Origin of the sequence: Streptococcus sp. HF-100, assembly GCF_015594635.1 — a bacterium.
GTDB classification, from domain to species: Bacteria; Bacillota; Bacilli; order Lactobacillales; family Streptococcaceae; genus Streptococcus; species Streptococcus vaginalis.
Genome location: NZ_JADNQV010000012.1, coordinates 1 through 19,252, shown reverse-complemented (window position 1 = coordinate 19,252; position 19,252 = coordinate 1). Strand labels below are relative to the sequence as shown.

Below are 19,252 nucleotides of genomic sequence, written 5' to 3'. Positions count from 1 at the left end.
AATACGTACTCCAAATTTATTTGAGAGTTGCTTTAAGCTGATTCCTTGTTTTTTTAGTTCATAGATTTGCACTTTATCTTCATAACTCAATTTCATAATAAAATACCCCAAAAGTTAGATTTTTTCTATCTAATTTTTGGGGTGCAGATCATCTCTGGATGTCTCTTTTTTGTTTTTAAATAGCAGAAAATCCGAAAAATATATTAAAAAATCATGATTTTTCTTGTACTTATACGAAAAAAGTGTATAATAGGTTCAATATTTAGTTGAAGGGGGAGAGTAGTTGCTATCTTCATAAAGTAGAATGGCTTATTTTTTTAACTTTAAAAGAATGTTTATTCAATTTGAGTCAAAAGATAAATTTATTATTTTTGCTTCTTTATGTATTTTGTGGCTTATTTTAATCATATTATGCAGCGAATAACTAGTATTTTGAATAAATAATATTTTCTGTCAAAAACAGCTCTTTACTTTTTGAAACTATTTCGGTATAATATTCAATGTAACAAGATGTGACATTAGAGGAGGTTTATCTATGAAATCATCAAAATGGATTATTGCAACAGGAGTTGTGCTAAGCGCTGGAATCCTATTATCAGGTTGTGGCAAGTCAGCTTCTAGCACATCAACTTATTCATACGTGTATATACAAGATCCAGACACGCTAAATTATCTGATGGCGAACCGTGCGACAACTTCAGATGTTGTGACTAACTTAGTTGATGGATTATTGGAAAATGACCAGTACGGAAATTTAGTTCCGGCGCTTGCTAAGTCATGGACAGTCTCCAAAGATGGCTTGACATATACGTATAAATTACGTAAAGATGCTAAATGGTACACATCAGAAGGTGAAGAGTACGCAAGTGTAAAAGCGCAAGACTTTGTAACTGGCTTGAAATACGCCGCAGATAATAAATCAGAAGCTCTTTACCTCGTTCAAGATTCTGTCAAAGGTTTAGATGCTTACATCAAGGGTGAAACGAAAGATTTTTCAACGGTTGGAGTAAAAGCTCTAGATGACTATACAGTACAGTATACACTCAGCCGTGCAGAGACTTATTGGAATTCAAAAACGACCAATAATATCCTCTTCCCAGTTAATGCAGATTTCTTGAAATCACAAGGAAAAAATTTTGGTTCTGTAAAACCAACCAGCATTCTATACAATGGTCCTTATCTATTGAAGTCTCTGACAGCCAAGTCTTCTATGGAATTTGCTAAAAATCCTCATTACTATGATAAAAAGAATGTTCATTTGGATAACATTAAATTGACATATTATGACGGCTCTGACCAAGAAGCCCTTATCCGTAACTTCACAGATGGTGCCTATAGTGCAGCTCGTCTTTATCCAAATAGCTCTAGTTTTGCTTCTGTTAAGAAACAATATGCTAACAATATCATCTATAGTTTGCAAGATGCGACCAGCTACTATTATAACTTTAATTTAAATCGTCAGTCCTATAACCATACATCGAAGAAAACAGATGCTCAAAAGGCTGCGACCCAAGAAGCGGTGCTAAATAAAGCTTTCCGCCAAGCTATCAACTTTGCCTATAATCGTACTTCTTATGGTGCACAAAGTAATGGGAAAGACGGAGCGACAAAGGTATTGCGGAACACACTCGTGCCACCAACATTTGTTTCTATCGGTGATAAAACGTTTGGTGATGTTGTGTCTTCTAAGCTGGTAAACTATGGCTCAGAATGGTCAAACATGAATTTGGCCGATGCACAAGATGCTTATTACAATCCAGAAAAAGCTAAAGCAAAGTTTGCTCAAGCTAAAGCAGAACTGCAAGCAAAGGGTGTTCAGTTTCCTATCCACTTAGATGTACCAGCTGATCAGACAAGTAAAATTGGTGTTCAATGGGAAAGTTCCATGAAACAATCTGTTGAGTCTGTCTTAGGCACAGAAAATGTTGTCATTGATATTCAACAAATGAGTTCAGATGAATTAAATAATATCAGTTATTTTGCTAATACAGCTGCTCAAAAAGACTACGATCTGTATAATGGTGGTTGGTCTGGTGACTATCAAGACCCATCTACTTATCTAGATACTTTGAATACAAAAAATGGTGGTAGTTTACAAAACTTTGGTCTGAAACCAGGTCAAGAAAATGATAAGATCAAGGCAGTTGGACTGGACACATATACAGAGATGCTAGCAGAAGCAAATGCTGAAACCAATGAAGCTACACGCTATGAAAAATATGCCGAGGCACAAGCATGGTTAATCGATAGTGGCTTGACAATGCCAAACCTCTCTCTTGGAGGAACACCATCTGTGACGAAAACAGTTCCATTTAGCCGTTCTTATTCATTAGTTGGAATCAAAGGTGCTTCAAGCAGTTATTTCAAATATGTCAAACTGCAAGACAAAATTGTAACAACAAAAGAATACGAAAGTGCTAAAAAGAAATGGCTAAAAGAAAAAGAAACCTCTAATAAAAAAGCGCAAGATGACTACGAAAATCATGTGAAATAAAACAAATGTAAGAAACTTCTATGAACGATAAGCTTCGTAGGAGTTTCTTTTTGTTGTTCCTATCTAAAGAACCTATATTGAAGAAGTCTCAAATAAGAGTTGGTTTTAGGGAGTGATTTTAAGTGCTGACAGATACATTTTTTCAAAAAAATTTCTTGACAAGGAGTTTCTATCCTGTTATACTAATAAGGTATCCAATCGCGGGGATGGCGGAATTGGCAGACGCGCAGGACTAAGGATCCTGTGACCGCTTTAGGTCGTGAGGGTTCAAGTCCCTCTCTCCGCATCAGGTAAGCTGGCTTCGGCCGGTTTTTTGTTTCATTATTTTTGAAATGTGAGGAAAGAAAAACAGTTTTATAAGAGAAAGCGCTTAAAAGATTAGGAAATGCTGGTATTTTTTCCTAAAAAGTGATAAAATAAACAATGTAAATGGGAAAACCCATAAAAATAAATAGGAGGCCTAATACTAATGGCAATCGTTTCAGCAGAAAAATTTGTCCAAGCAGCTCGTGACAATGGTTATGCAGTTGGTGGATTTAATACAAACAACCTTGAGTGGACTCAAGCTATCTTGCGTGCAGCAGAAGCTAAAAAAGCTCCAGTTCTTATCCAAACTTCTATGGGCGCTGCTAAATATATGGGCGGTTACAAAGTATGTAAACTTCTCATCGAAAACCTTGTAGAATCAATGGGAATTACTGTACCAGTTGCTATTCACCTTGACCATGGTCATTATGAAGATGCACTTGAATGTATCAAAGTTGGTTACACTTCAGTTATGTTTGATGGTTCTCATCTTCCAGTTGAAGAAAATCTTGAAAAAGCTCGCAAAGTGGTTGAATTTGCGCATGCAAATGGCGTGTCAGTAGAAGCTGAAGTTGGTACAATCGGTGGTGAAGAAGATGGTATCATCGGTGATGGTGAATTGGCTCCAATCGAAGATGCAAAAGCAATGGTTGAAACTGGAATTGACTTCCTTGCAGCAGGTATTGGGAACATTCATGGACCATACCCAGCTAACTGGAAAGGTCTTCACCTTGACCACTTGCAAAAATTGACAGAAGCTGTCCCTGGATTCCCAATCGTACTTCACGGTGGTTCAGGTATTCCTGACGACCAAATCCAAGCAGCAATTAAACTTGGTGTTGCTAAGGTAAATGTAAACACTGAATGTCAAATTGCCTTTGCAAAAGCTACTCGTAAATTCGTTGCTGAATACGAAGCAAACGAAGCAGAATACGATAAGAAGAAACTCTTTGACCCACGTAAATTCTTGAAACCAGGTTTCGAAGCAATTACAGAAGCTGTTAAAGAACGTATTGACGTATTTGGTTCAGAAGGTAAAGCTTAATCGCTTACTAAATAAACAAGAAAATCTCGCCTTGTGCGGGATTTTTGTTGATTGTTGAATACATAAAAGATAAAAATTTGTTGGCAGGAATGGGAGAGAGGAATGGCTCATATTAAAAAATCAAGAAAGAGGATTAGAAGTTAGCGATTGCAGCTGAGATTTTGGCTGATTTACCAGAGTGGTTTGGTATTCCAGATAGTACCCAAGCCTATATTGAGGCGGATGGGAAACTTCGTGTTTGGGGAGCTTATGAGGGGGATGAGCCACTTGGTTTTATTAGTTTGTCCTATTCTAGCGAAGACTGTGCAGAGATCGACTGCCTAGCTATCAAGAAAGAATATTATAAACAAGGGATTGGGTCAAAGCTGGTGAATGTTTTGGAAATGGCAGCAAGACAACAAGTTGACTATTTACAAGTCAAAACAGTGGCACCGGGTCATTATCTAACCTACGATAGAACGACTGCTTTCTATCAGGCTCAAGGTTTTAAAAAATTAGAAATCTTCCCTCAGCTGTGGGATTCACACAATCCCTACATGGTTTTAATCAAGAAAATTTCCTAAAAACTTCTTGACAAAAAAAATTGACGTGTTAGAATAAGAATGTGTTGAATGCCGATTTAGCTCAGTTGGTAGAGCAACGCACTCGTAACGCGTAGGTCGTAGGTTCAAGCCCTATAATCGGCATTATTGAAGGTCTTCATTGAATTGAAGGCTTTTTTTGTTATTTATAAAGTGTTGTTGCGTAAAAAGGTGCTAGAATCTGGTCAACTTATGAAAAAGCAAGGAAGTTATTCAGATTTCACGACCACTTGCGTCTCGAAATGAACCACTTACTGAAAACCGCTTGAATTTCACGAACCAATTGTTATAATAAAATAAAGAAAAACGAGGGGAGCGTTTATGAAAATTCGAGTTGAGCTAGATTCTAATCTGGAAGAAGCAGAAATTGTCATTAAGGCACCTCGCTTTGATGAACAGATAGAGCGCATTCAGCGTTCTCTGGAAGAAGTTGCTAAGCCGTCTATTCTTTTTTACAAAGATACGAGCGAATATTATGTTGATTTAGCAGATATTCTCTTTTTTGAGACAGAGGGAAATAAGATTTTTGCACATGCTCGAAATAATGCTTATGAAGTAAAGCTGAAATTGTATGAGCTGGAAGAATGCTTGCCACGTTATTTCTGTCGTATTTCTAAGTCAACAATTACGAATATTAAAGCAATTTATTCGTTGGAAAAGTCTTTTTCAGGGACCAGCAGCATTCGCTTTTATGATACCCATAAGCAAGTGCATGTGTCTCGGCATTATTTTCAATTCTTAAAAGAAAAATTAAGTGAAATGAGGTAAATATTATGAGAAAAACATTGTTTGGAGTGGGGCTTTTGGTATTGGCAGGCTGGGTGCTGCTACAAGGAAATTTTGGTATTCCAGTTATGGATTTTAATTTTTGGCCGATGCTCGTTGTACTGGGCTTTGCTTACTTTGCGATTGAAAATTTTTGGAGAGGAAATTTATCTGGTGGGGTTATTTTAGCCATTATTTCCTTAATCGTTGCAAATAGTAGCTATCACTTTTTGCCAATCTCATCTGGAACGATTTTTTTAGCAGGGATTCTGGCTTCTATTGGTATTGGCTTAATTTTCAAACCAAAACGAATTTGGGGTGTTTATCGTGGTTCAAATGCTCATCGCATTATAAATGGGGATATTAATTTTGGAAGTGGTACGCGCTACATCAATTCGGAAGATTTTACCTATGAAACGCTAGATTGTACCTTTGGTAATGCCACAGTTTATTTTGACAATGCCACGATAAAAGGCGATTCCGCTACCTTTGATGTTGATATATCTTTTGGGAATGCAACGTTATATGTGCCTAGTAATTGGCGTGTGGAGTTGGATGTAGACAATGCTTTCGGCACAGTTACCAATCCCCGTAACATCAATGAGAAAGACAAGACCCTCTATGTAAAGGGAGATGTATCTTTCGGTCGTTTGGGAATTATCTATATTTAAGACTGATGGATTGGGCTGCCTTGGCTAAATTTTGAAATATAGAGAAAATAGTCTTGCAAAATCTTAAAAATTGTGATAAAATTTTACGGTATGTGGTATAAAGCCCGTGAAACTAATCAGGAGGACAAGTATAAATGGCAAAAGTATGTTACTTTACAGGTCGTAAAACTGTATCAGGAAACAACCGCTCTCACGCAATGAACCAAACAAAACGTACTGTGAAACCAAATCTTCAAAAGGTGACAATCTTAGTTGATGGTAAACCTAAGAAAGTTTGGGCTTCAGCACGTGCCCTTAAATCAGGCAAAGTTGAACGCGTTTAATTTATGAAGAATCGGACCTCTGGGGTCCTTTTTCTTTTTGTACAAGAAAATAGATTTTTTACGACAAGGAACCCCCAACATTGACTGAATACTTTCTAATTATGTACTCTCTCTTTTACAGTCTGCGTAAAATATGGTAAAATAAACTATAAAATACTTTTGAGGTAGAAACTATGACTGTAAAAATCAATACAAAAGATGGTCAAATCGAACTGACAGATGATGTCATTGCGACAATTGTTGGTGGGGCAGCAACTGAAATTTTTGGTGTTGTTGGAATGGCCAGTAAAAATGCCATTAAAGATAATTTCCAAGCTTTATTAGGCAAAGAAAATTATGCGAAAGGCGTTGTAGTAAAAACAACGGAAGAAGGTAGCATTGCTGTTGATGTGTATACAGTTTTGAGCTATGGTACCAAGATTAGCGAAGTGTCTAAAAATATTCAAGAGCGTGTGAAATTCAGTCTTGAAAATCAGCTTGGAATTACTGCTGAAACAGTAAATGTCTATATCCAAAATATTAAAGTTGTAGGAGAATAATCGTGTCAAATATTACTACTAGTTTATTTCAAGAAATGGTGCAGTCTGCATCTACTCGTTTGAATAAACAGGCTGAATATGTCAATTCTTTAAATGTTTTTCCTGTGCCAGACGGTGACACAGGTACCAATATGGGAATGACCATTGAAAATGGTGCAAAGGAAGTTGCGGACAAATCTGCTTCTACTGTTGGTGAAGTGGCTGGAATTTTTGCAAAAGGTCTCTTAATGGGTGCGCGTGGGAATTCGGGTGTTATCACGTCTCAGCTTTTCCGTGGCTTCTCTCAAAGTGTGAAAGAGAAGGAAGAATTAACAGGACAAGATTTAGCCCTTGCTTTTCAATCTGGAGTAGAAGTAGCCTACAAAGCTGTGATGAAACCGGTTGAAGGAACGATTTTGACTGTTTCTCGCGGAGCTGCAATTGGTGCCAAGAAAAAAGCAGAAGAAACAGATGATGCTGTTGAAGTCATGAAAGCAGCTCTTGAGAGTGCTAAGGTGGCTCTTGCTAAAACACCTGACATGCTTCCGGTCTTAAAAGAAGTTGGTGTTGTGGACTCTGGTGGTCAAGGTTTGGTGTTCATCTATGAAGGCTTTTTGGCAGCGTTGACAGGCGAATATATTGCGTCTGAAGAATTTCAAGCAACGCCTGCAACTATGACAGAAATGATCAATGCAGAACACCATAAGTCAGTAGCTAGTCATGTGGCAACAGAAGACATCAAATATGGTTATTGTACGGAAATCATGGTAGCCTTGAAAAAAGGTCCAACGTATGTTAAAGAATTTGACTATGATGAATTTCGCAACTACTTGAATGAACTGGGCGACTCACTTCTTGTCGTAAATGATGATGAAATCGTAAAAGTTCATGTTCACACGGAAGATCCAGGTTTGGTCATGCAAGAAGGCTTGAAATACGGAAGTCTTGTCAAGGTCAAAGTAGATAATATGCGCAATCAACACGAAGCGCAGGTTGAAAAAGAAGAGCGTGAAAATAGCCAGCCAACAGAAGAAAAAGAATATGCAATCATTGCTGTCGTTGCAGGAGAAGGATTGTCAGACATCTTTAAAGCGCAAGGTGTGGACTACATCATCTCTGGCGGGCAAACGATGAATCCTTCAACAGAAGATTTCATCAAGGCAGTTGAATATGTGAATGCTCGTCATATCATTATCCTGCCAAACAACAAGAATATCTTCATGGCGGCGCAATCAGCGGCTGAAGTGATTGAACAATCTGCTGCAGTGATTGAAACAAGAACAATTCCGCAAGGTTTGACTAGCTTGTTAGCTTTTGACCCAAGCAAATCCATTGAGGAAAATCATGATCGGATGACTGCTGCACTTGCAGATGTTGTCAGTGGTAGTGTGACGACAGCTGTCCGTGATACAACGATTGACGGTCTTGAAATTCATGAAAATGATAATTTAGGTATGGTAGACGGAAAAATTGTTGTTTCCAATCCGGATATGCTGACGACATTGAATGAAACGTTCAGTAACATGTTAGATGCAGATAGTGAAATTGTGACGATTTACATTGGTGAAGATGGAAGTGAAGACTTGGCCAATGAATTAGCGCAAGACATTACTGAAAAATTTGAAGATGTAGAAGTAGAAATTCACAATGGCGGACAGCCAGTTTATCCATATCTCTTTAGTGTTGAATAAATAGAATAACTGATGAAAAGGACGACTTGAGAGAGTCGTCTTTTTTATGACATTTGTCATGTTAAGCGATGACAAAATCATCTAGTAGCGATAAAAGAGTTGAGCTATAATGAAAGCAACAAGAGGAAATGAAGAGGTAGAAACCAAGTCTACAACCTGTTTTATTCTTCTTGCTGCAAGTAACTCTGTGGTAATTCAATCGTTGACCAGAAACTTTCCTGAGCCAATTGCTAGGAGTTCTGCATGGGTTGTATTTCCACCAAAGAAATAATGAGGAGAAAAAGATGAAGCTGATTGAGGTGAACCATTTATCTAAAAAGATTCATGGAAAAGATATTTTGAAGGATATTTCTTTTACGATTAACGATGGAGAATGTGTAGCGTTGATTGGTCCGAATGGAGCTGGGAAAACGACTCTCATGGATTGTTTGCTAGGGGATAAATTTCTTACGAGTGGACAGGCTAGTGTTCGAGGATTAAAGCCAACAGATGAGCAATTACAGCAGATGGTTGCTATTTTGCTACAAGAAAATACAGTAGTGGAAGATCTGAAAGTGAAAGAACTATTGAACTTTTTTCAAAATATTTACCCAAACAGTCTAACCAATCAGGAAATTGATGCTCTTTTAAAATTTACGGATAAGCAAAAAGAACAGTTGGCTTCTAAATTATCAGGTGGTCAAAAACGCTTATTTTCCTTTATTTTAGCTCTTATTGGTCGTCCGAAGATACTTTTTTTAGATGAACCAACTTCTGCTATGGATACGTCAACTCGCCAGCATTTTTGGGAAATTGTGGATGAATTGAAGAAAAAGGGTGTGACTATTATTTATTCTTCTCACTATATTGAGGAAGTGGAGCATACAGCAGATCGTATTTTGGTTTTGCATAAGGGCGAATTGATTCGTGATACGACGCCTTATGCCATGCGCAGCGAAGAACAAGAAAAACACTTTACTATTCCGCTTTCTTACCAAACTATTTTGGAAGGGTTATCTGAAGTGACCGAAGTTGAAATCAAGCAAAATGCTCTGTCCTTTGCAACTAGAAAGGCTGGTCAAGTGTGGCAAGTCTTGGTAGATAATGGCTGTACGATTGAGGAAGTAGAAGTACGCAACCGGACACTATTAGATAGTATTTTTGAGACAACGCAAGAGTAAAAGGAGATGTATCATGAAAAATATGACCAGTTTAATGAAGGTTGAATTGATTTTAATGAAGCGGCAGGCCGCTTATTACCTCTTGTCTATTGGTTTGCCTAGTGTCTTTTATCTGATTTTTTCAGGCGTGATGTCAAGCGACACACCAACCAGTGTACTTCGACTATATCTCTTTTCAATGACGGTTTTCAGTATCATGTCTAGTGCTTTCTTTAGTATTCCCAGCTCCTTGCAATCTGATAAAACCAATAATTGGCAAAAAATGATTCAGCACTCACCTGTTTCTATGGTAGAATATTATATATCCAAACTTTTCAGTGCCTTACTGACTTTCCTTCTTTCCATAGTCGTTGTTTTTTCTGTTGGGCATTTTGTTCGTGGAGTCAGTCTTCCTACAATGGATTGGTTAATCATCGCCCTAATTATCCTGTTCGGAAGTTTGGTTTTCATCGCCATGGGAGTATTAGTGAGTTTGCTTCCCAGCGCTCAGCTTATGTCTGTTGTGGGGAATATTGCCTATATGGCTTTGGCAGTCCTAGGTGGTCTTTGGTTTCCTTTGAGCATGTTCCCAGCCTGGCTTCGCTCTATCGGTAAATTGATGCCTAGTTATCAACTCATGCAGGTTGTATCTTCTTATTTGGAACATCGTGAGTTTAATGCCATTGCAGCACTGATTGTTCTGGTTTACACAGTTGGTGTCAGTCTGGTGGTTCTTCAACTTAAAAAACGGATTGAGGTAAAATAAATTTATGTGGAAAAAACTAAAAAATATTCACTATATGTTTCATATTGCTTTAGTTTTTATTGTCTTTCCAATAGCGGGTGTCATCGGTGGGGACTACTCGCTTTTGCTCTTGTTGTGGACAGTATTTTTTATCGGAGCTTATTACAATCTTCTACTCGATAATCATCCGTTTCATCAGTGGCTGTCTTGGTGGATAATGATTGCCTACATTTTTTATAGTTCTATTTGGCTAAATCCAAGTTTTGTTTGGTACATCTTTTATCTATCAAACCTACTAATCTATCACTTTAATGAAATTCCATTTAAATCTTGGCGCTTTTGGACCTTTTTTACCTTACAGCCAATCATTCTGTTTTCTATTTTTCTGAAAAATCCGAGTGATTTATCCTATCTGATATTTTTGATTGCGACCTTTTTATTTGCTGATTTATTGACCTTCGGATTGTATCGCATGCAGGTGGCTGAATTGCTTCAGGAGGAAAAAAGAAAGCAGAATGCTCAACTCAATCTGTTCCTAGCTGAAAATGAGCGCAATCGTATTGGACGAGACCTACATGATAGTCTAGGGCATACATTTGCTATGCTCAGTGTCAAGACAGAATTAGCACAACAGTTTCTTCAAATGAAATCCTATGAGAAAGCTGGTAAAGAATTGCAGGAAGTGCATGAAATTAGCAAGCAGTCTATGGCAGATGTGCGACGGATTATTGATAATCTAAAAACACGAACCTTGGATGAGGAGTTAGTGACTATTCAGGCTATGCTGGAAATGAGTGGGATTCAGGTACAAGTACAGCATCAACTCAATATTGCTAGTATCGCACCAAATATTCAATCAAGTTTAAGTATGGTTTTACTAGAATTAGCAACGAATATCATCAAGCATGCTCAGGCAAGCAGTTGCCAAATTCATTTGTATTCTGAAAAAAATCGGTTAATTACAGATGTTGAGGATAATGGGAAAGGTTTCAAAATTGTCACAGGAAAAGAGTTGCATTCCATTCGGGAGCGTGTGGAAGCATTGTCTGGGCAAGTAGAGATTTTAAGTTATAAACAGCCAACTATGATTCGAGTAAACTTATCAATGGAGGGATACAAATGAAATTGTTAGTAGCTGAAGATCAAAGCATGCTACGGGATGCTTTGTGCCAATTGCTAGAAATGCAATCAGATGTGGAAACAGTTCATCAGGCTTCTAATGGGCAGGAGGCAATGGCCTTGCTGCAATCTCAAAAGATAGATGTAGCTATTTTAGATGTGGAAATGCCTAAGCAAACAGGGCTGGATGTGTTGGAATGGGTCAAGGTGCAGCAGTCAACCGTCAAAGTCGTTATTGTCACCACATTTAAACGTCCTGGTTACTTTGAGCGAGCGGTCAAAGCAGATGTAGATGCCTATGTTTTAAAGGAACGCAGTATTGCTGACCTCATGAAAACAATTCATACAGTATTAAAAGGGCAAAAAGAATATTCTCCTGAACTAATGGAAGCCATGATGACGAGTAAAAATCCCTTGTCCAATCAGGAAATTTTGGTTTTGCAAGCAGCAGCAAGAGGTCTGTCTAGTAAAGAAATTGCTCAAAAGCTTTATCTATCAAATGGTACTATCCGCAATTACATGTCAAGCATTCTAACGAAATTAACAGCGGAAAATCGATTAGAAGCAGTTCGAATTGCGCAAGAAAATGGCTGGATTTAGTAAAGAGATTTAAAAAAACTTAAGCAAACTTATGGAGTGTTGCAACTATCGTTTCTGTTTGATAAACTCTTATAAGTGTGCTATAATCTTGGAAAAAGAAGATAGGAGTTTCATATCATGTTATTTTTAGTAGTACCAATTGTTGTTGTCGTACTTATTCTCATTCTTTTTAGTTCCTTATATGTTGTTCGTCAACAGTCTGTCGCGATTATAGAACGTTTTGGGAAATATCAAAAACTCAGTAATAGCGGGATTCATTTGCGTTTGCCGTTTGGTATTGACCATATCGCAGCGCGTGTACAATTGCGCCTCTTGCAAAGTGAGATTGTGGTTGAAACTAAGACACAAGACAATGTATTTGTCATGATGAACGTTGCGACACAATACCGTGTCAATGAAAATAACGTAACAGATGCTTACTATAAATTGATTCGCCCAGAAGCTCAAATCAAGTCTTATATTGAAGATGCATTGCGTTCATCTGTTCCTAAATTGACCTTGGATGAATTGTTTGAAAAGAAAGATGAAATTGCGCTTGAAGTCCAAAAGCAAGTGGCAGAAGAAATGTCTACTTACGGTTATATCATCGTAAAAACCTTGATTACTAAAGTTGAGCCAGATGCAGAAGTCAAGCAATCAATGAATGAAATCAACGCTGCCCAACGGAAACGTGTTGCTGCGCAAGAATTAGCTGAAGCTGACAAGATTAAAATTGTGACAGCCGCGGAAGCAGAAGCTGAAAAAGATCGCCTTCATGGGGTTGGTATCGCCGAACAACGGAAAGCAATTGTAGATGGATTGGCAGACTCAATTAAGGAATTAAAAGGTGCGAATGTTGAATTGAAGGAAGAACAAATCATGTCCATTCTTTTAACCAACCAATACCTTGACACGTTGAATAATTTTGCAGACAATAAGGGAAATAATACAATTTTCTTACCAGCAAATCCTGACGGAGTGGAAAGTATTCGAACACAAATATTATCTGCACTCAAAGCTAAATAAAGAATATTCTGAATTGTTTTATTCATCAAAATAGACAGCCTTTTCCATTGACAAAACAAACAAAAACCTTTACAATATTTAGTTAGAAATAATAAAATAGGAGAAGGAAATGGCTAAATCTAACTTTGAAAAAGTAGAATCAGTTGTTAGCTGGGTTCGTGATAAAAAAATCACGGGTTATCGCATCAGTAAAGAAACGAACGCTCGTGAAATGTCTATCATTGCCCTTGCTCAAGGCCGTGCTAAAGTGAAAAATATTTCATTTGAAACCGCTCTTGGATTGATTGATTTTTACGATAAAAACCACGAAAAGTTTGAAAACCAATCGTTGTATTTTTAGCAGGCTATCAGCCTGCTTTTTTTGTTTGCAATTGTAAAATAGTATGATTTTATATGGAAATAACAAATAATTATAAAGCAGAAAGTTTATTTATTCGTTACCTATCTAATTTTTTAAAATGAATATTTTTACAGAAAAATGATAAACCGCTTTCTACAATACAATCTATTTTAAAAAATATTCTTAAAAATTAGAGTTTTATTTTTAACAAGAAAATGTTCTAATGAATGTGTATTCAAACATTCTGTTTTGTTTGAATAAAAATTAGTTTTTCAATTGACTTCTTAAAGATTTTGAAGAGAAAATAAAGACGAGACTGGGACAAAAGTCCTTAACCTCGTCAGATTTTTATGAGTTTCTTGCAAGTCTCAGTGGTGAGTGGGTTCTATGCGGTTGATAAATCAACCTTTACAGCCCTACTCAACTGTGCGGGGGTGGGACGACAAAATCAAATTTCTTCGAAATTACCGATTTTTGTCCCACTCCCGTCGGTTGTGGATTATCGTAAGTAACGTTGTAAAAATTCTTTTGTGCGTTCTTTCTTAGGGTGAGTAAAAATGTCTTCAGGCCTGCCTTCTTCAGCAATGATGCCTTTGTCCATGAAAATGACACGATTGGAGACATCACGCGCAAACTCCATCTCGTGCGTGACAACAATCATGGTTAAGCCCTCTTGAGCAAGGTCTTTCATTATTCTCAGCACTTCGCCGACCATTTCAGGGTCAAGCGCTGAGGTTGGCTCGTCAAATAAAATGGCATCTGGGTTCATGGATAAGGCGCGTGCAATAGCAACCCGTTGCTTTTGTCCTCCAGAGAGTTGTTTTGGTTTGGCTTGCCAGTAAGGTTGCCCCATGCCAACTTTTTCAAGATTTTCTTTGGCGATTTTTTCGGCCTCTGCTCGTTCTCGCTTGAGAACAGTTGTTTGTGCGACAATGGTATTTTCAAGAACATTAAGGTTTTCAAAAAGGTTAAAGCTTTGGAACACCATACCGAGTTTTTCACGGTAATGAATGAGGTTATAGTTTTCTTCTAGTACATTTTCACCACGATAAAGGATTTCTCCGCCACTTGGCTCTTCAAGGAGATTGATAGAGCGTAAGAAAGTAGATTTTCCACTACCAGAGCTTCCGATGATAGAGATGACTTCTCCGGAGTGGACGGTAAGGGAAATATCTTTTAAGACTTCATTTTGTCCGTAGGATTTTTTAAGATGCTTGATTTCTAAAATGGTATCACTCATGCCTTTACTCCTTTCGTTTGCATTTGATTAGCGCCCGTTGTGTAATCATCTGTGTCAAAACGCCGTTCTACATAGCGGAGAATGCGTGTTACCGTAAATGTTAGGACAAAGTAGATCACGGCAATAATCGTAAAGGTTTGGAAATATTGGTAAGTTTGGGTGGCAATCGTATTTCCTGAGAAATAAAGTTCAACAACGGAGATAACATTCAGTACAGAAGTATCTTTAATGTTTATGACAAATTCATTCCCTGTAGCAGGTAGAATATTGCGTACGACTTGTGGAAGAACAACTTTGCGCATGGTTTGGTTATGTGTCATTCCCAGAGCAGTTGCGGCTTCAAATTGCCCCTTATCAACAGCAAAGATTCCTCCGCGGACAATTTCACTCATATAAGCACCCGTGTTAATGGAAACGATAAAGATGGCTGCGATTGTACGATCAATGGAAACTCCAAATGCCTGTGCTGTTCCGTAGTAAATAACCATAGATTGAACAATCATAGGTGTTCCACGGAAAATTTCGATGTAGACATTCAGGAACCAACCGAATAAAGTTTGTAAAAGAGCGAGAGCTTTATTTTTGGCTGTAGGAGCGGTGCGGTAAACACCGATTAAGAGACCAATGATGAGCCCTGCAATTGTACCAGTAATGGAAATGAGAAGGGTTAAGCCAGCTCCGCGCAGAAATTGGGGCCAGTTGTCTTTCAGAATCTTTGTCACTTGTCCAAAGAAAGTAGTTTTATCTTTGCTGGTGTCAGTTTCAACAGGTTGGTTTTGAATCATCTTGTCCATTAAAGCGACTTGGTCTTTGGTACTGATTTTAGCGATAGCAGCATTGACTTGTTCTAGACGATTGTCGTTTTTGCGCATTCCGATTGCAATCGTAGCATCCTCTTCATTAACTTCAAAACCTTTTTTGAACTGAATCATTTTAAATTTTGAATTAGCGGATTCTGCTGTGAGGGCTTCGGGACGTTCAGAAATGTAGCCGTCTATCACTCCTGACTCAAGTGCTTGGCGCATTTGAGCGAAGTCGCCCATTGCAGTTTCTTGCTTAGCGCCTGTCAGTTGGGAAATCAAATTGTAGAGGTAGACACCTTGTTGAGAAGTGATTTTTGCTCCTTTGAAGTCCTTCAACGTTTTTGCATTGGCATAGGATCCGTCTTTGTTGACTAGTACCACAGGCTCACTGGTGTAGTAGCTATTGGAAAATGCGATTTCTTTTTTTCGCTCAGCAGTTGGACTCATTCCAGCGATAATCATATCTAATTTACCTGATGTCAATGCAGGGATCAATCCATTCCAAGAAGTTTTGACTACTAACGGTTTTTTGCCCAATGCTTTTGCGACTTGTTTGGCGATTTGGACGTCATAACCATTGGCATATTGGTTGGTGCCTTCGATTTTGACGGCACCATTTTTATCGTCATCTTGCGTCCAGTTGAACGGTGCATAAGCCGCTTCCATTCCGATTCGCAAGTATTCATCGGCTTGAGCTCTATTTGCAAATCCGAAACTAAGCAGCAGAAGTGCAAATAGAGATAAGAATAATTTCTTCATATTTTCTCCTCATCTAAAAATAGCTTCCTTTCATTGTACCGAAAAATGACATGCTTTTCAATATTGGGGAAACCCTTACTTAAAAAAATGGTATAATAAAGGCAATCAGTATAAGGAGATTACTAGATGAAAAAGTTTTTTTGGAGTATCATAATTTTTTTCTCATGTTTGTTCTTCAGTCAACGAGTCTTGGCGGTGAGTTATGATATTGAATCCTATAAAGGCAATTTACAGATTCATTCTGATAATACAGCGACATTTGTTGAAACAGTCACTTACCATTTCTCAAGCGGCTACAGAGGACAAATCATTACTTTGGGGACATCTGGTAAAGTTCCTCTGGGCTTTGATGTGGAAGGAAAGCCGACGATTCTAGCTTTAAGAAATGGACAACCAAAAACGGATATTACTGCTGTTCAGGAATACATTGCGGGTGGTTATAAATATAAAATTTATAATGCTGGTAATAAAGGGGATCGTGTGACTATTGCGGTTACGTGGAAACTGAAAAATATGCTGTTTGTCCACACTGACATCGTGGAGTTGCACTGGATTCCGATTAGTAACTGGGATAAGAAGTTAAACAATGTGGAGTTTCGGATTTCAGTTCCAAAAAGTTCTCAGCAGACCGAATTGTATGCTCATACAGGTTATTTTATGAAGCCAGCTCAGGTGACGCATTCTGGGAATACTTACCTTATTCATGCGGGCAATATTCGTAAAGGAAAAAAACTAGAATTTCATGCTTATTGGGATCGGTCATTAATGACGGTTCCTGAAAATAGCTTGGCTATCACAAATCAGAATCGATTGCAAGGATTTTGGCAAGTCGAAAGAGAAGCTGCTCAGAAAACAAAAAGATATCAGAGATTGATGGACTGGGGTTTACCACTTGCTTTTGTGCTAGTTGGTCTGATTAGCCTAGCATTTTATGGTTTCTTTCAATTCACTATAAAACCCCGTGTAACGTTTCCTAAGCGTGCTCGTCTATACGAAATACCGCAAGATTTACCACCAATGGTCATTGCTTCCAATGTTTATTCGGTAGATTTGACAGAATTGGATCCAACGGAGAAACAAGCAACGTCTTTGAAATTTGAAAATCTTGTACAAGCTACTTTGCTAGATTTGATTGACAGAGGGAATCTTATTTTTACAGACGATACGAAGCAACCAAGGCTGCAAAGAGTGACGGATAAAGGTTTATCCGGTTTTGAAAAAGAATTTTTAAAAATGGCTATGGGCAACAACCAGCAGCTTCTTGTAAAAGAGCTATTTTCAGACTTTAAAATTGATAAGAAAGTGTATAACAGAGGTGAGGAAGCTGTCCGTAAAGCGGGAAACAGGGTAAAAAATCTCTTAAAATGTTATTTGAAGAATATTACAGAAAATGTGCATGAGATTATTGAGCGGGAGCAATTGCCAAATAATTATCGCCCTGTTGCTAAAAAGGAGCTCTTGTGTTTATATCTTTCAATGCTCCTTATGAATCTTATTGTGTTTGCTTCTCTTGGCATCTTAGCTTGGATTTTCTTAGAGTATGGACTCGTATTTTATCAATTTGTAGTTAGCTTCTTCATTGCTGGCGGATTTTTGTATTACGTCTGGAGAAAATGCAAAATGGTGAAACGTGATGGAGTCCTAAATGAAGAAGGTGCTGAAAACTATTATTATTGGAAGAGTTTTGCCAATATGCTGCGTGATATTGCTCATTTAAAGGACACAGAAGTTGAAGGGGTCATTTTATGGAACAGATTATTGGTTTATGCTGCTATGTTTAATTGTGCAGATAAGGTGACCAAGACGATGAAACTACGAAAAATCACAATTGATAATCCGTCGATGAATGCTTTTGTTTATCAGGATATGTCGTATACCTTCCATACTAGCTCCCACGCTTTTGTTAGTTATGGCTCAGAAGCCAATTCAGCTAGTAGCTTCACTGTTTCATCAGGTGGTAGCAGCGGAGGCGGCTTCACTGGTGGAGGTGGTGGAGGTGGAGGCGGTGCTTTTTAAAAAGTGCCTCTATTCTCTCACTTGAAATTATGCTATAATGAAACAAATCAACCTTAGGAGAAGAACATGTTTATCATTGAAATTTTAAAATCCATCATCTTTGGGATTGTGGAAGGAATTACAGAGTGGTTGCCTATTTCTAGCACAGGTCACTTGATTTTGATACAGGAGTTTATCAAGTATAAAAATCAGAATGCTGCCTTTATGGAAATGTTCAATGTCGTTATCCAATTAGGAGCAATTTTAGCAGTTGTCGTGATTTATTTTGATAAATTAAATCCGTTTAAACCGGGAAAGACAGCGCGTGAAGTGCAGAAAACATGGCAATTATGGGCAAAAGTAGTGGTTGCGGCTGCACCTGCTGCTATTATTGGTTTGCCTTTAGATAGTTGGTTTGATGCTCATTTTTATAACTTCATTTCTGTTGCTTGTATGTTGATTATCTATGGTGTTGCTTTTATTTTACTGGAAAAACGTAATAACAACGTAGAACCGACAATTACCAGCTTAGATCGATTGCCTTATAAAACTGCTCTCTACATTGGGTTATTTCAAGTATTGTCACTCTTTCCTGGTACCAGTCGCTCTGGAGCAACGATTGTAGGAGGGCTTTTAAATGGTACTAGCCGTTCCGTGGTGACAGAGTTCACCTTTTTCTTAGGGATTCCTGTTATGTTTGGTGCAAGTGCTTGGAAGATTTTGAAGTTTATCATCAAAGGAAATACACTTGGATTTGGTCAGTTCTTCTTGTTGCTTGTGGCAATGGGCGTTGCATTTGGGGTTAGTCTCTATGTCATTCGCTTCTTGACAGACTATGTGAAAAAGCACGACTTCACAATCTTTGGGAAATACCGTATTGGACTTGGTGTCCTGCTTATTATTTACGGCATTTTTAAAGCCATTTTCTAAGCATACAAAAACTCAGCAGAGATTGTTGAGTTTTTTATTGATAAAAGAAGACAAAGTGATCTACACCCCAAAAATTAGACAGAAAAAATCTAACTTTTGGGGTATTTTATTATGAAATTGAGTTATGAAGATAAAGTGCAAATCTATGAACTAAAAAAACAAGGAATCAGCTTAAAGCAACTC

The 19,252-nt window shown here is 37.9% G+C and carries 19 protein-coding genes, 2 tRNA genes and 1 pseudogene; 19 read left to right on the top strand and 3 right to left on the bottom strand.

Going from position 1 to position 19,252, the window contains the following annotated elements; genetic code table 11:
* Positions 1 to 96 (bottom strand): annotated as a pseudogene (locus IYQ23_RS09315) (transposase); the annotation flags it as partial.
* Positions 97 to 535: 439 nt separating this feature from the next.
* Here IYQ23_RS09315 and IYQ23_RS09310 point away from each other — a divergent pair.
* From IYQ23_RS09310 to IYQ23_RS09230, 17 genes are all read left to right on the top strand, one after another.
* Positions 536 to 2,494: a peptide ABC transporter substrate-binding protein gene (locus tag IYQ23_RS09310; protein ID WP_195674721.1), complete on the top strand. Its 1,959-nt coding sequence runs from the start codon at positions 536 to 538 to the stop codon at positions 2,492 to 2,494.
* Between the two features lie 200 nt (positions 2,495 to 2,694).
* A tRNA-Leu gene (locus tag IYQ23_RS09305) sits at positions 2,695 to 2,780 on the top strand.
* A gap of 183 nt (positions 2,781 to 2,963) precedes the next feature.
* Positions 2,964 to 3,845: a class II fructose-bisphosphate aldolase gene (locus tag IYQ23_RS09300; protein ID WP_195674720.1), complete on the top strand. Its 882-nt coding sequence runs from the start codon at positions 2,964 to 2,966 to the stop codon at positions 3,843 to 3,845.
* A gap of 146 nt (positions 3,846 to 3,991) precedes the next feature.
* Complete coding sequence (locus tag IYQ23_RS09295; protein ID WP_195674722.1) at positions 3,992 to 4,408, top strand: GNAT family N-acetyltransferase; 417 nt, start codon at positions 3,992 to 3,994, stop codon at positions 4,406 to 4,408.
* A 50-nt stretch (positions 4,409 to 4,458) separates the two neighbouring features.
* Positions 4,459 to 4,531: transfer RNA gene (locus IYQ23_RS09290), tRNA-Thr, on the top strand.
* 216 nt (positions 4,532 to 4,747) lie between these two features.
* Entirely contained in the window at positions 4,748 to 5,194 is a 447-nt protein-coding gene (locus IYQ23_RS09285) for a LytTR family DNA-binding domain-containing protein (protein ID WP_003031093.1), read from the top strand.
* Between the two features lie 5 nt (positions 5,195 to 5,199).
* Positions 5,200 to 5,862, top strand: coding sequence for a LiaF transmembrane domain-containing protein (locus IYQ23_RS09280; RefSeq protein WP_106101130.1), 663 nt, complete (start codon positions 5,200 to 5,202; stop codon positions 5,860 to 5,862).
* A gap of 134 nt (positions 5,863 to 5,996) precedes the next feature.
* Positions 5,997 to 6,185 (top strand): 50S ribosomal protein L28, encoded by a 189-nt coding sequence (rpmB, locus tag IYQ23_RS09275; protein ID WP_003025909.1) that lies wholly within the window; start codon positions 5,997 to 5,999, stop codon positions 6,183 to 6,185.
* A 173-nt stretch (positions 6,186 to 6,358) separates the two neighbouring features.
* Positions 6,359 to 6,724, top strand: coding sequence for an Asp23/Gls24 family envelope stress response protein (locus IYQ23_RS09270; RefSeq protein ID WP_003025907.1), 366 nt, complete (start codon positions 6,359 to 6,361; stop codon positions 6,722 to 6,724).
* A gap of 2 nt (positions 6,725 to 6,726) precedes the next feature.
* Positions 6,727 to 8,394 (top strand): DAK2 domain-containing protein, encoded by a 1,668-nt coding sequence (locus tag IYQ23_RS09265; RefSeq protein ID WP_195674719.1) that lies wholly within the window; start codon positions 6,727 to 6,729, stop codon positions 8,392 to 8,394.
* Positions 8,395 to 8,678: 284 nt separating this feature from the next.
* Positions 8,679 to 9,554: an ABC transporter ATP-binding protein gene (locus tag IYQ23_RS09260; protein WP_106101131.1), complete on the top strand. Its 876-nt coding sequence runs from the start codon at positions 8,679 to 8,681 to the stop codon at positions 9,552 to 9,554.
* Between the two features lie 13 nt (positions 9,555 to 9,567).
* The gene (locus IYQ23_RS09255) at positions 9,568 to 10,299 is read left to right on the top strand and encodes an ABC transporter permease (protein ID WP_049506846.1); all 732 of its coding nucleotides are present in this window, start codon (positions 9,568 to 9,570) and stop codon (positions 10,297 to 10,299) included.
* Between the two features lie 4 nt (positions 10,300 to 10,303).
* Entirely contained in the window at positions 10,304 to 11,401 is a 1,098-nt protein-coding gene (locus IYQ23_RS09250; protein WP_195674718.1) for a sensor histidine kinase, read from the top strand.
* A complete protein-coding gene (locus tag IYQ23_RS09245) occupies positions 11,398 to 11,997 on the top strand; it encodes a response regulator transcription factor (protein ID WP_195674717.1) in 600 nt (199 codons plus the stop codon). The genes IYQ23_RS09250 and IYQ23_RS09245 overlap by 4 nt, the downstream gene beginning before the upstream one ends.
* A 117-nt stretch (positions 11,998 to 12,114) precedes the next feature.
* Complete coding sequence (locus IYQ23_RS09240) at positions 12,115 to 13,002, top strand: SPFH domain-containing protein (RefSeq protein ID WP_022526805.1); 888 nt, start codon at positions 12,115 to 12,117, stop codon at positions 13,000 to 13,002.
* Between the two features lie 109 nt (positions 13,003 to 13,111).
* The gene (locus IYQ23_RS09235) at positions 13,112 to 13,342 is read left to right on the top strand and encodes a hypothetical protein (protein ID WP_195674716.1); all 231 of its coding nucleotides are present in this window, start codon (positions 13,112 to 13,114) and stop codon (positions 13,340 to 13,342) included.
* A gap of 350 nt (positions 13,343 to 13,692) precedes the next feature.
* Positions 13,693 to 13,854: a hypothetical protein gene (locus tag IYQ23_RS09230; protein ID WP_174720949.1), complete on the top strand. Its 162-nt coding sequence runs from the start codon at positions 13,693 to 13,695 to the stop codon at positions 13,852 to 13,854.
* Here IYQ23_RS09230 and IYQ23_RS09225 read toward each other — a convergent pair.
* Together IYQ23_RS09225 and IYQ23_RS09220 are read right to left on the bottom strand one after the other, a co-directional pair.
* Positions 13,842 to 14,582 carry an amino acid ABC transporter ATP-binding protein gene (locus tag IYQ23_RS09225; RefSeq protein WP_195674715.1) on the bottom strand — a complete coding sequence of 247 codons (741 nt, stop codon included), beginning with the start codon at positions 14,580 to 14,582 and terminating at the stop codon, positions 13,842 to 13,844. The two genes, IYQ23_RS09230 and IYQ23_RS09225, sit on opposite strands and share 13 nt — an antisense overlap.
* The gene (locus IYQ23_RS09220) at positions 14,579 to 16,144 is read right to left on the bottom strand and encodes an ABC transporter substrate-binding protein/permease (protein ID WP_195674714.1); all 1,566 of its coding nucleotides are present in this window, start codon (positions 16,142 to 16,144) and stop codon (positions 14,579 to 14,581) included. Before IYQ23_RS09220 ends, IYQ23_RS09225 begins: the two co-directional genes overlap by 4 nt.
* Positions 16,145 to 16,270: 126 nt before the next feature.
* On the opposite strand from IYQ23_RS09220, the gene IYQ23_RS09215 reads away from it, so the two are divergent.
* Positions 16,271 to 18,160, top strand: coding sequence for a DUF2207 domain-containing protein (locus IYQ23_RS09215; protein WP_195674713.1), 1,890 nt, complete (start codon positions 16,271 to 16,273; stop codon positions 18,158 to 18,160).
* Positions 18,161 to 18,226: 66 nt separating this feature from the next.
* Positions 18,227 to 19,069, top strand: a complete 843-nt coding sequence (locus tag IYQ23_RS09210; RefSeq protein ID WP_126466499.1) for an undecaprenyl-diphosphate phosphatase — start codon at positions 18,227 to 18,229, stop codon at positions 19,067 to 19,069.
* The last annotated feature ends 183 nt before the right edge of the window (positions 19,070 to 19,252 follow it).

Bases quoted from the DNA above. Each gene is read 5' to 3' on its own strand.
- rpmB (WP_003025909.1), top strand. From the start codon at position 5,997: ATGGCAAAAGTATGTTACTTTACAGGTCGTAAAACTGTATCAGGAAAC.
- IYQ23_RS09250 (WP_195674718.1), top strand. From the start codon at position 10,304: ATGTGGAAAAAACTAAAAAATATTCACTATATGTTTCATATTGCTTTA.
- IYQ23_RS09260 (WP_106101131.1), top strand. From the start codon at position 8,679: ATGAAGCTGATTGAGGTGAACCATTTATCTAAAAAGATTCATGGAAAA.
- IYQ23_RS09230 (WP_174720949.1), top strand. From the start codon at position 13,693: ATGAGTTTCTTGCAAGTCTCAGTGGTGAGTGGGTTCTATGCGGTTGAT.
- IYQ23_RS09245 (WP_195674717.1), top strand. From the start codon at position 11,398: ATGAAATTGTTAGTAGCTGAAGATCAAAGCATGCTACGGGATGCTTTG.
- IYQ23_RS09220 (WP_195674714.1), bottom strand. From the start codon at position 16,144: ATGAAGAAATTATTCTTATCTCTATTTGCACTTCTGCTGCTTAGTTTC.
- IYQ23_RS09300 (WP_195674720.1), top strand. From the start codon at position 2,964: ATGGCAATCGTTTCAGCAGAAAAATTTGTCCAAGCAGCTCGTGACAAT.
- IYQ23_RS09235 (WP_195674716.1), top strand. From the start codon at position 13,112: ATGGCTAAATCTAACTTTGAAAAAGTAGAATCAGTTGTTAGCTGGGTT.
- IYQ23_RS09285 (WP_003031093.1), top strand. From the start codon at position 4,748: ATGAAAATTCGAGTTGAGCTAGATTCTAATCTGGAAGAAGCAGAAATT.
- IYQ23_RS09240 (WP_022526805.1), top strand. From the start codon at position 12,115: ATGTTATTTTTAGTAGTACCAATTGTTGTTGTCGTACTTATTCTCATT.
- IYQ23_RS09215 (WP_195674713.1), top strand. From the start codon at position 16,271: ATGAAAAAGTTTTTTTGGAGTATCATAATTTTTTTCTCATGTTTGTTC.
- IYQ23_RS09280 (WP_106101130.1), top strand. From the start codon at position 5,200: ATGAGAAAAACATTGTTTGGAGTGGGGCTTTTGGTATTGGCAGGCTGG.
- IYQ23_RS09310 (WP_195674721.1), top strand. From the start codon at position 536: ATGAAATCATCAAAATGGATTATTGCAACAGGAGTTGTGCTAAGCGCT.
- IYQ23_RS09225 (WP_195674715.1), bottom strand. From the start codon at position 14,582: ATGAGTGATACCATTTTAGAAATCAAGCATCTTAAAAAATCCTACGGA.
- IYQ23_RS09270 (WP_003025907.1), top strand. From the start codon at position 6,359: ATGACTGTAAAAATCAATACAAAAGATGGTCAAATCGAACTGACAGAT.
- IYQ23_RS09255 (WP_049506846.1), top strand. From the start codon at position 9,568: ATGAAAAATATGACCAGTTTAATGAAGGTTGAATTGATTTTAATGAAG.
- IYQ23_RS09210 (WP_126466499.1), top strand. From the start codon at position 18,227: ATGTTTATCATTGAAATTTTAAAATCCATCATCTTTGGGATTGTGGAA.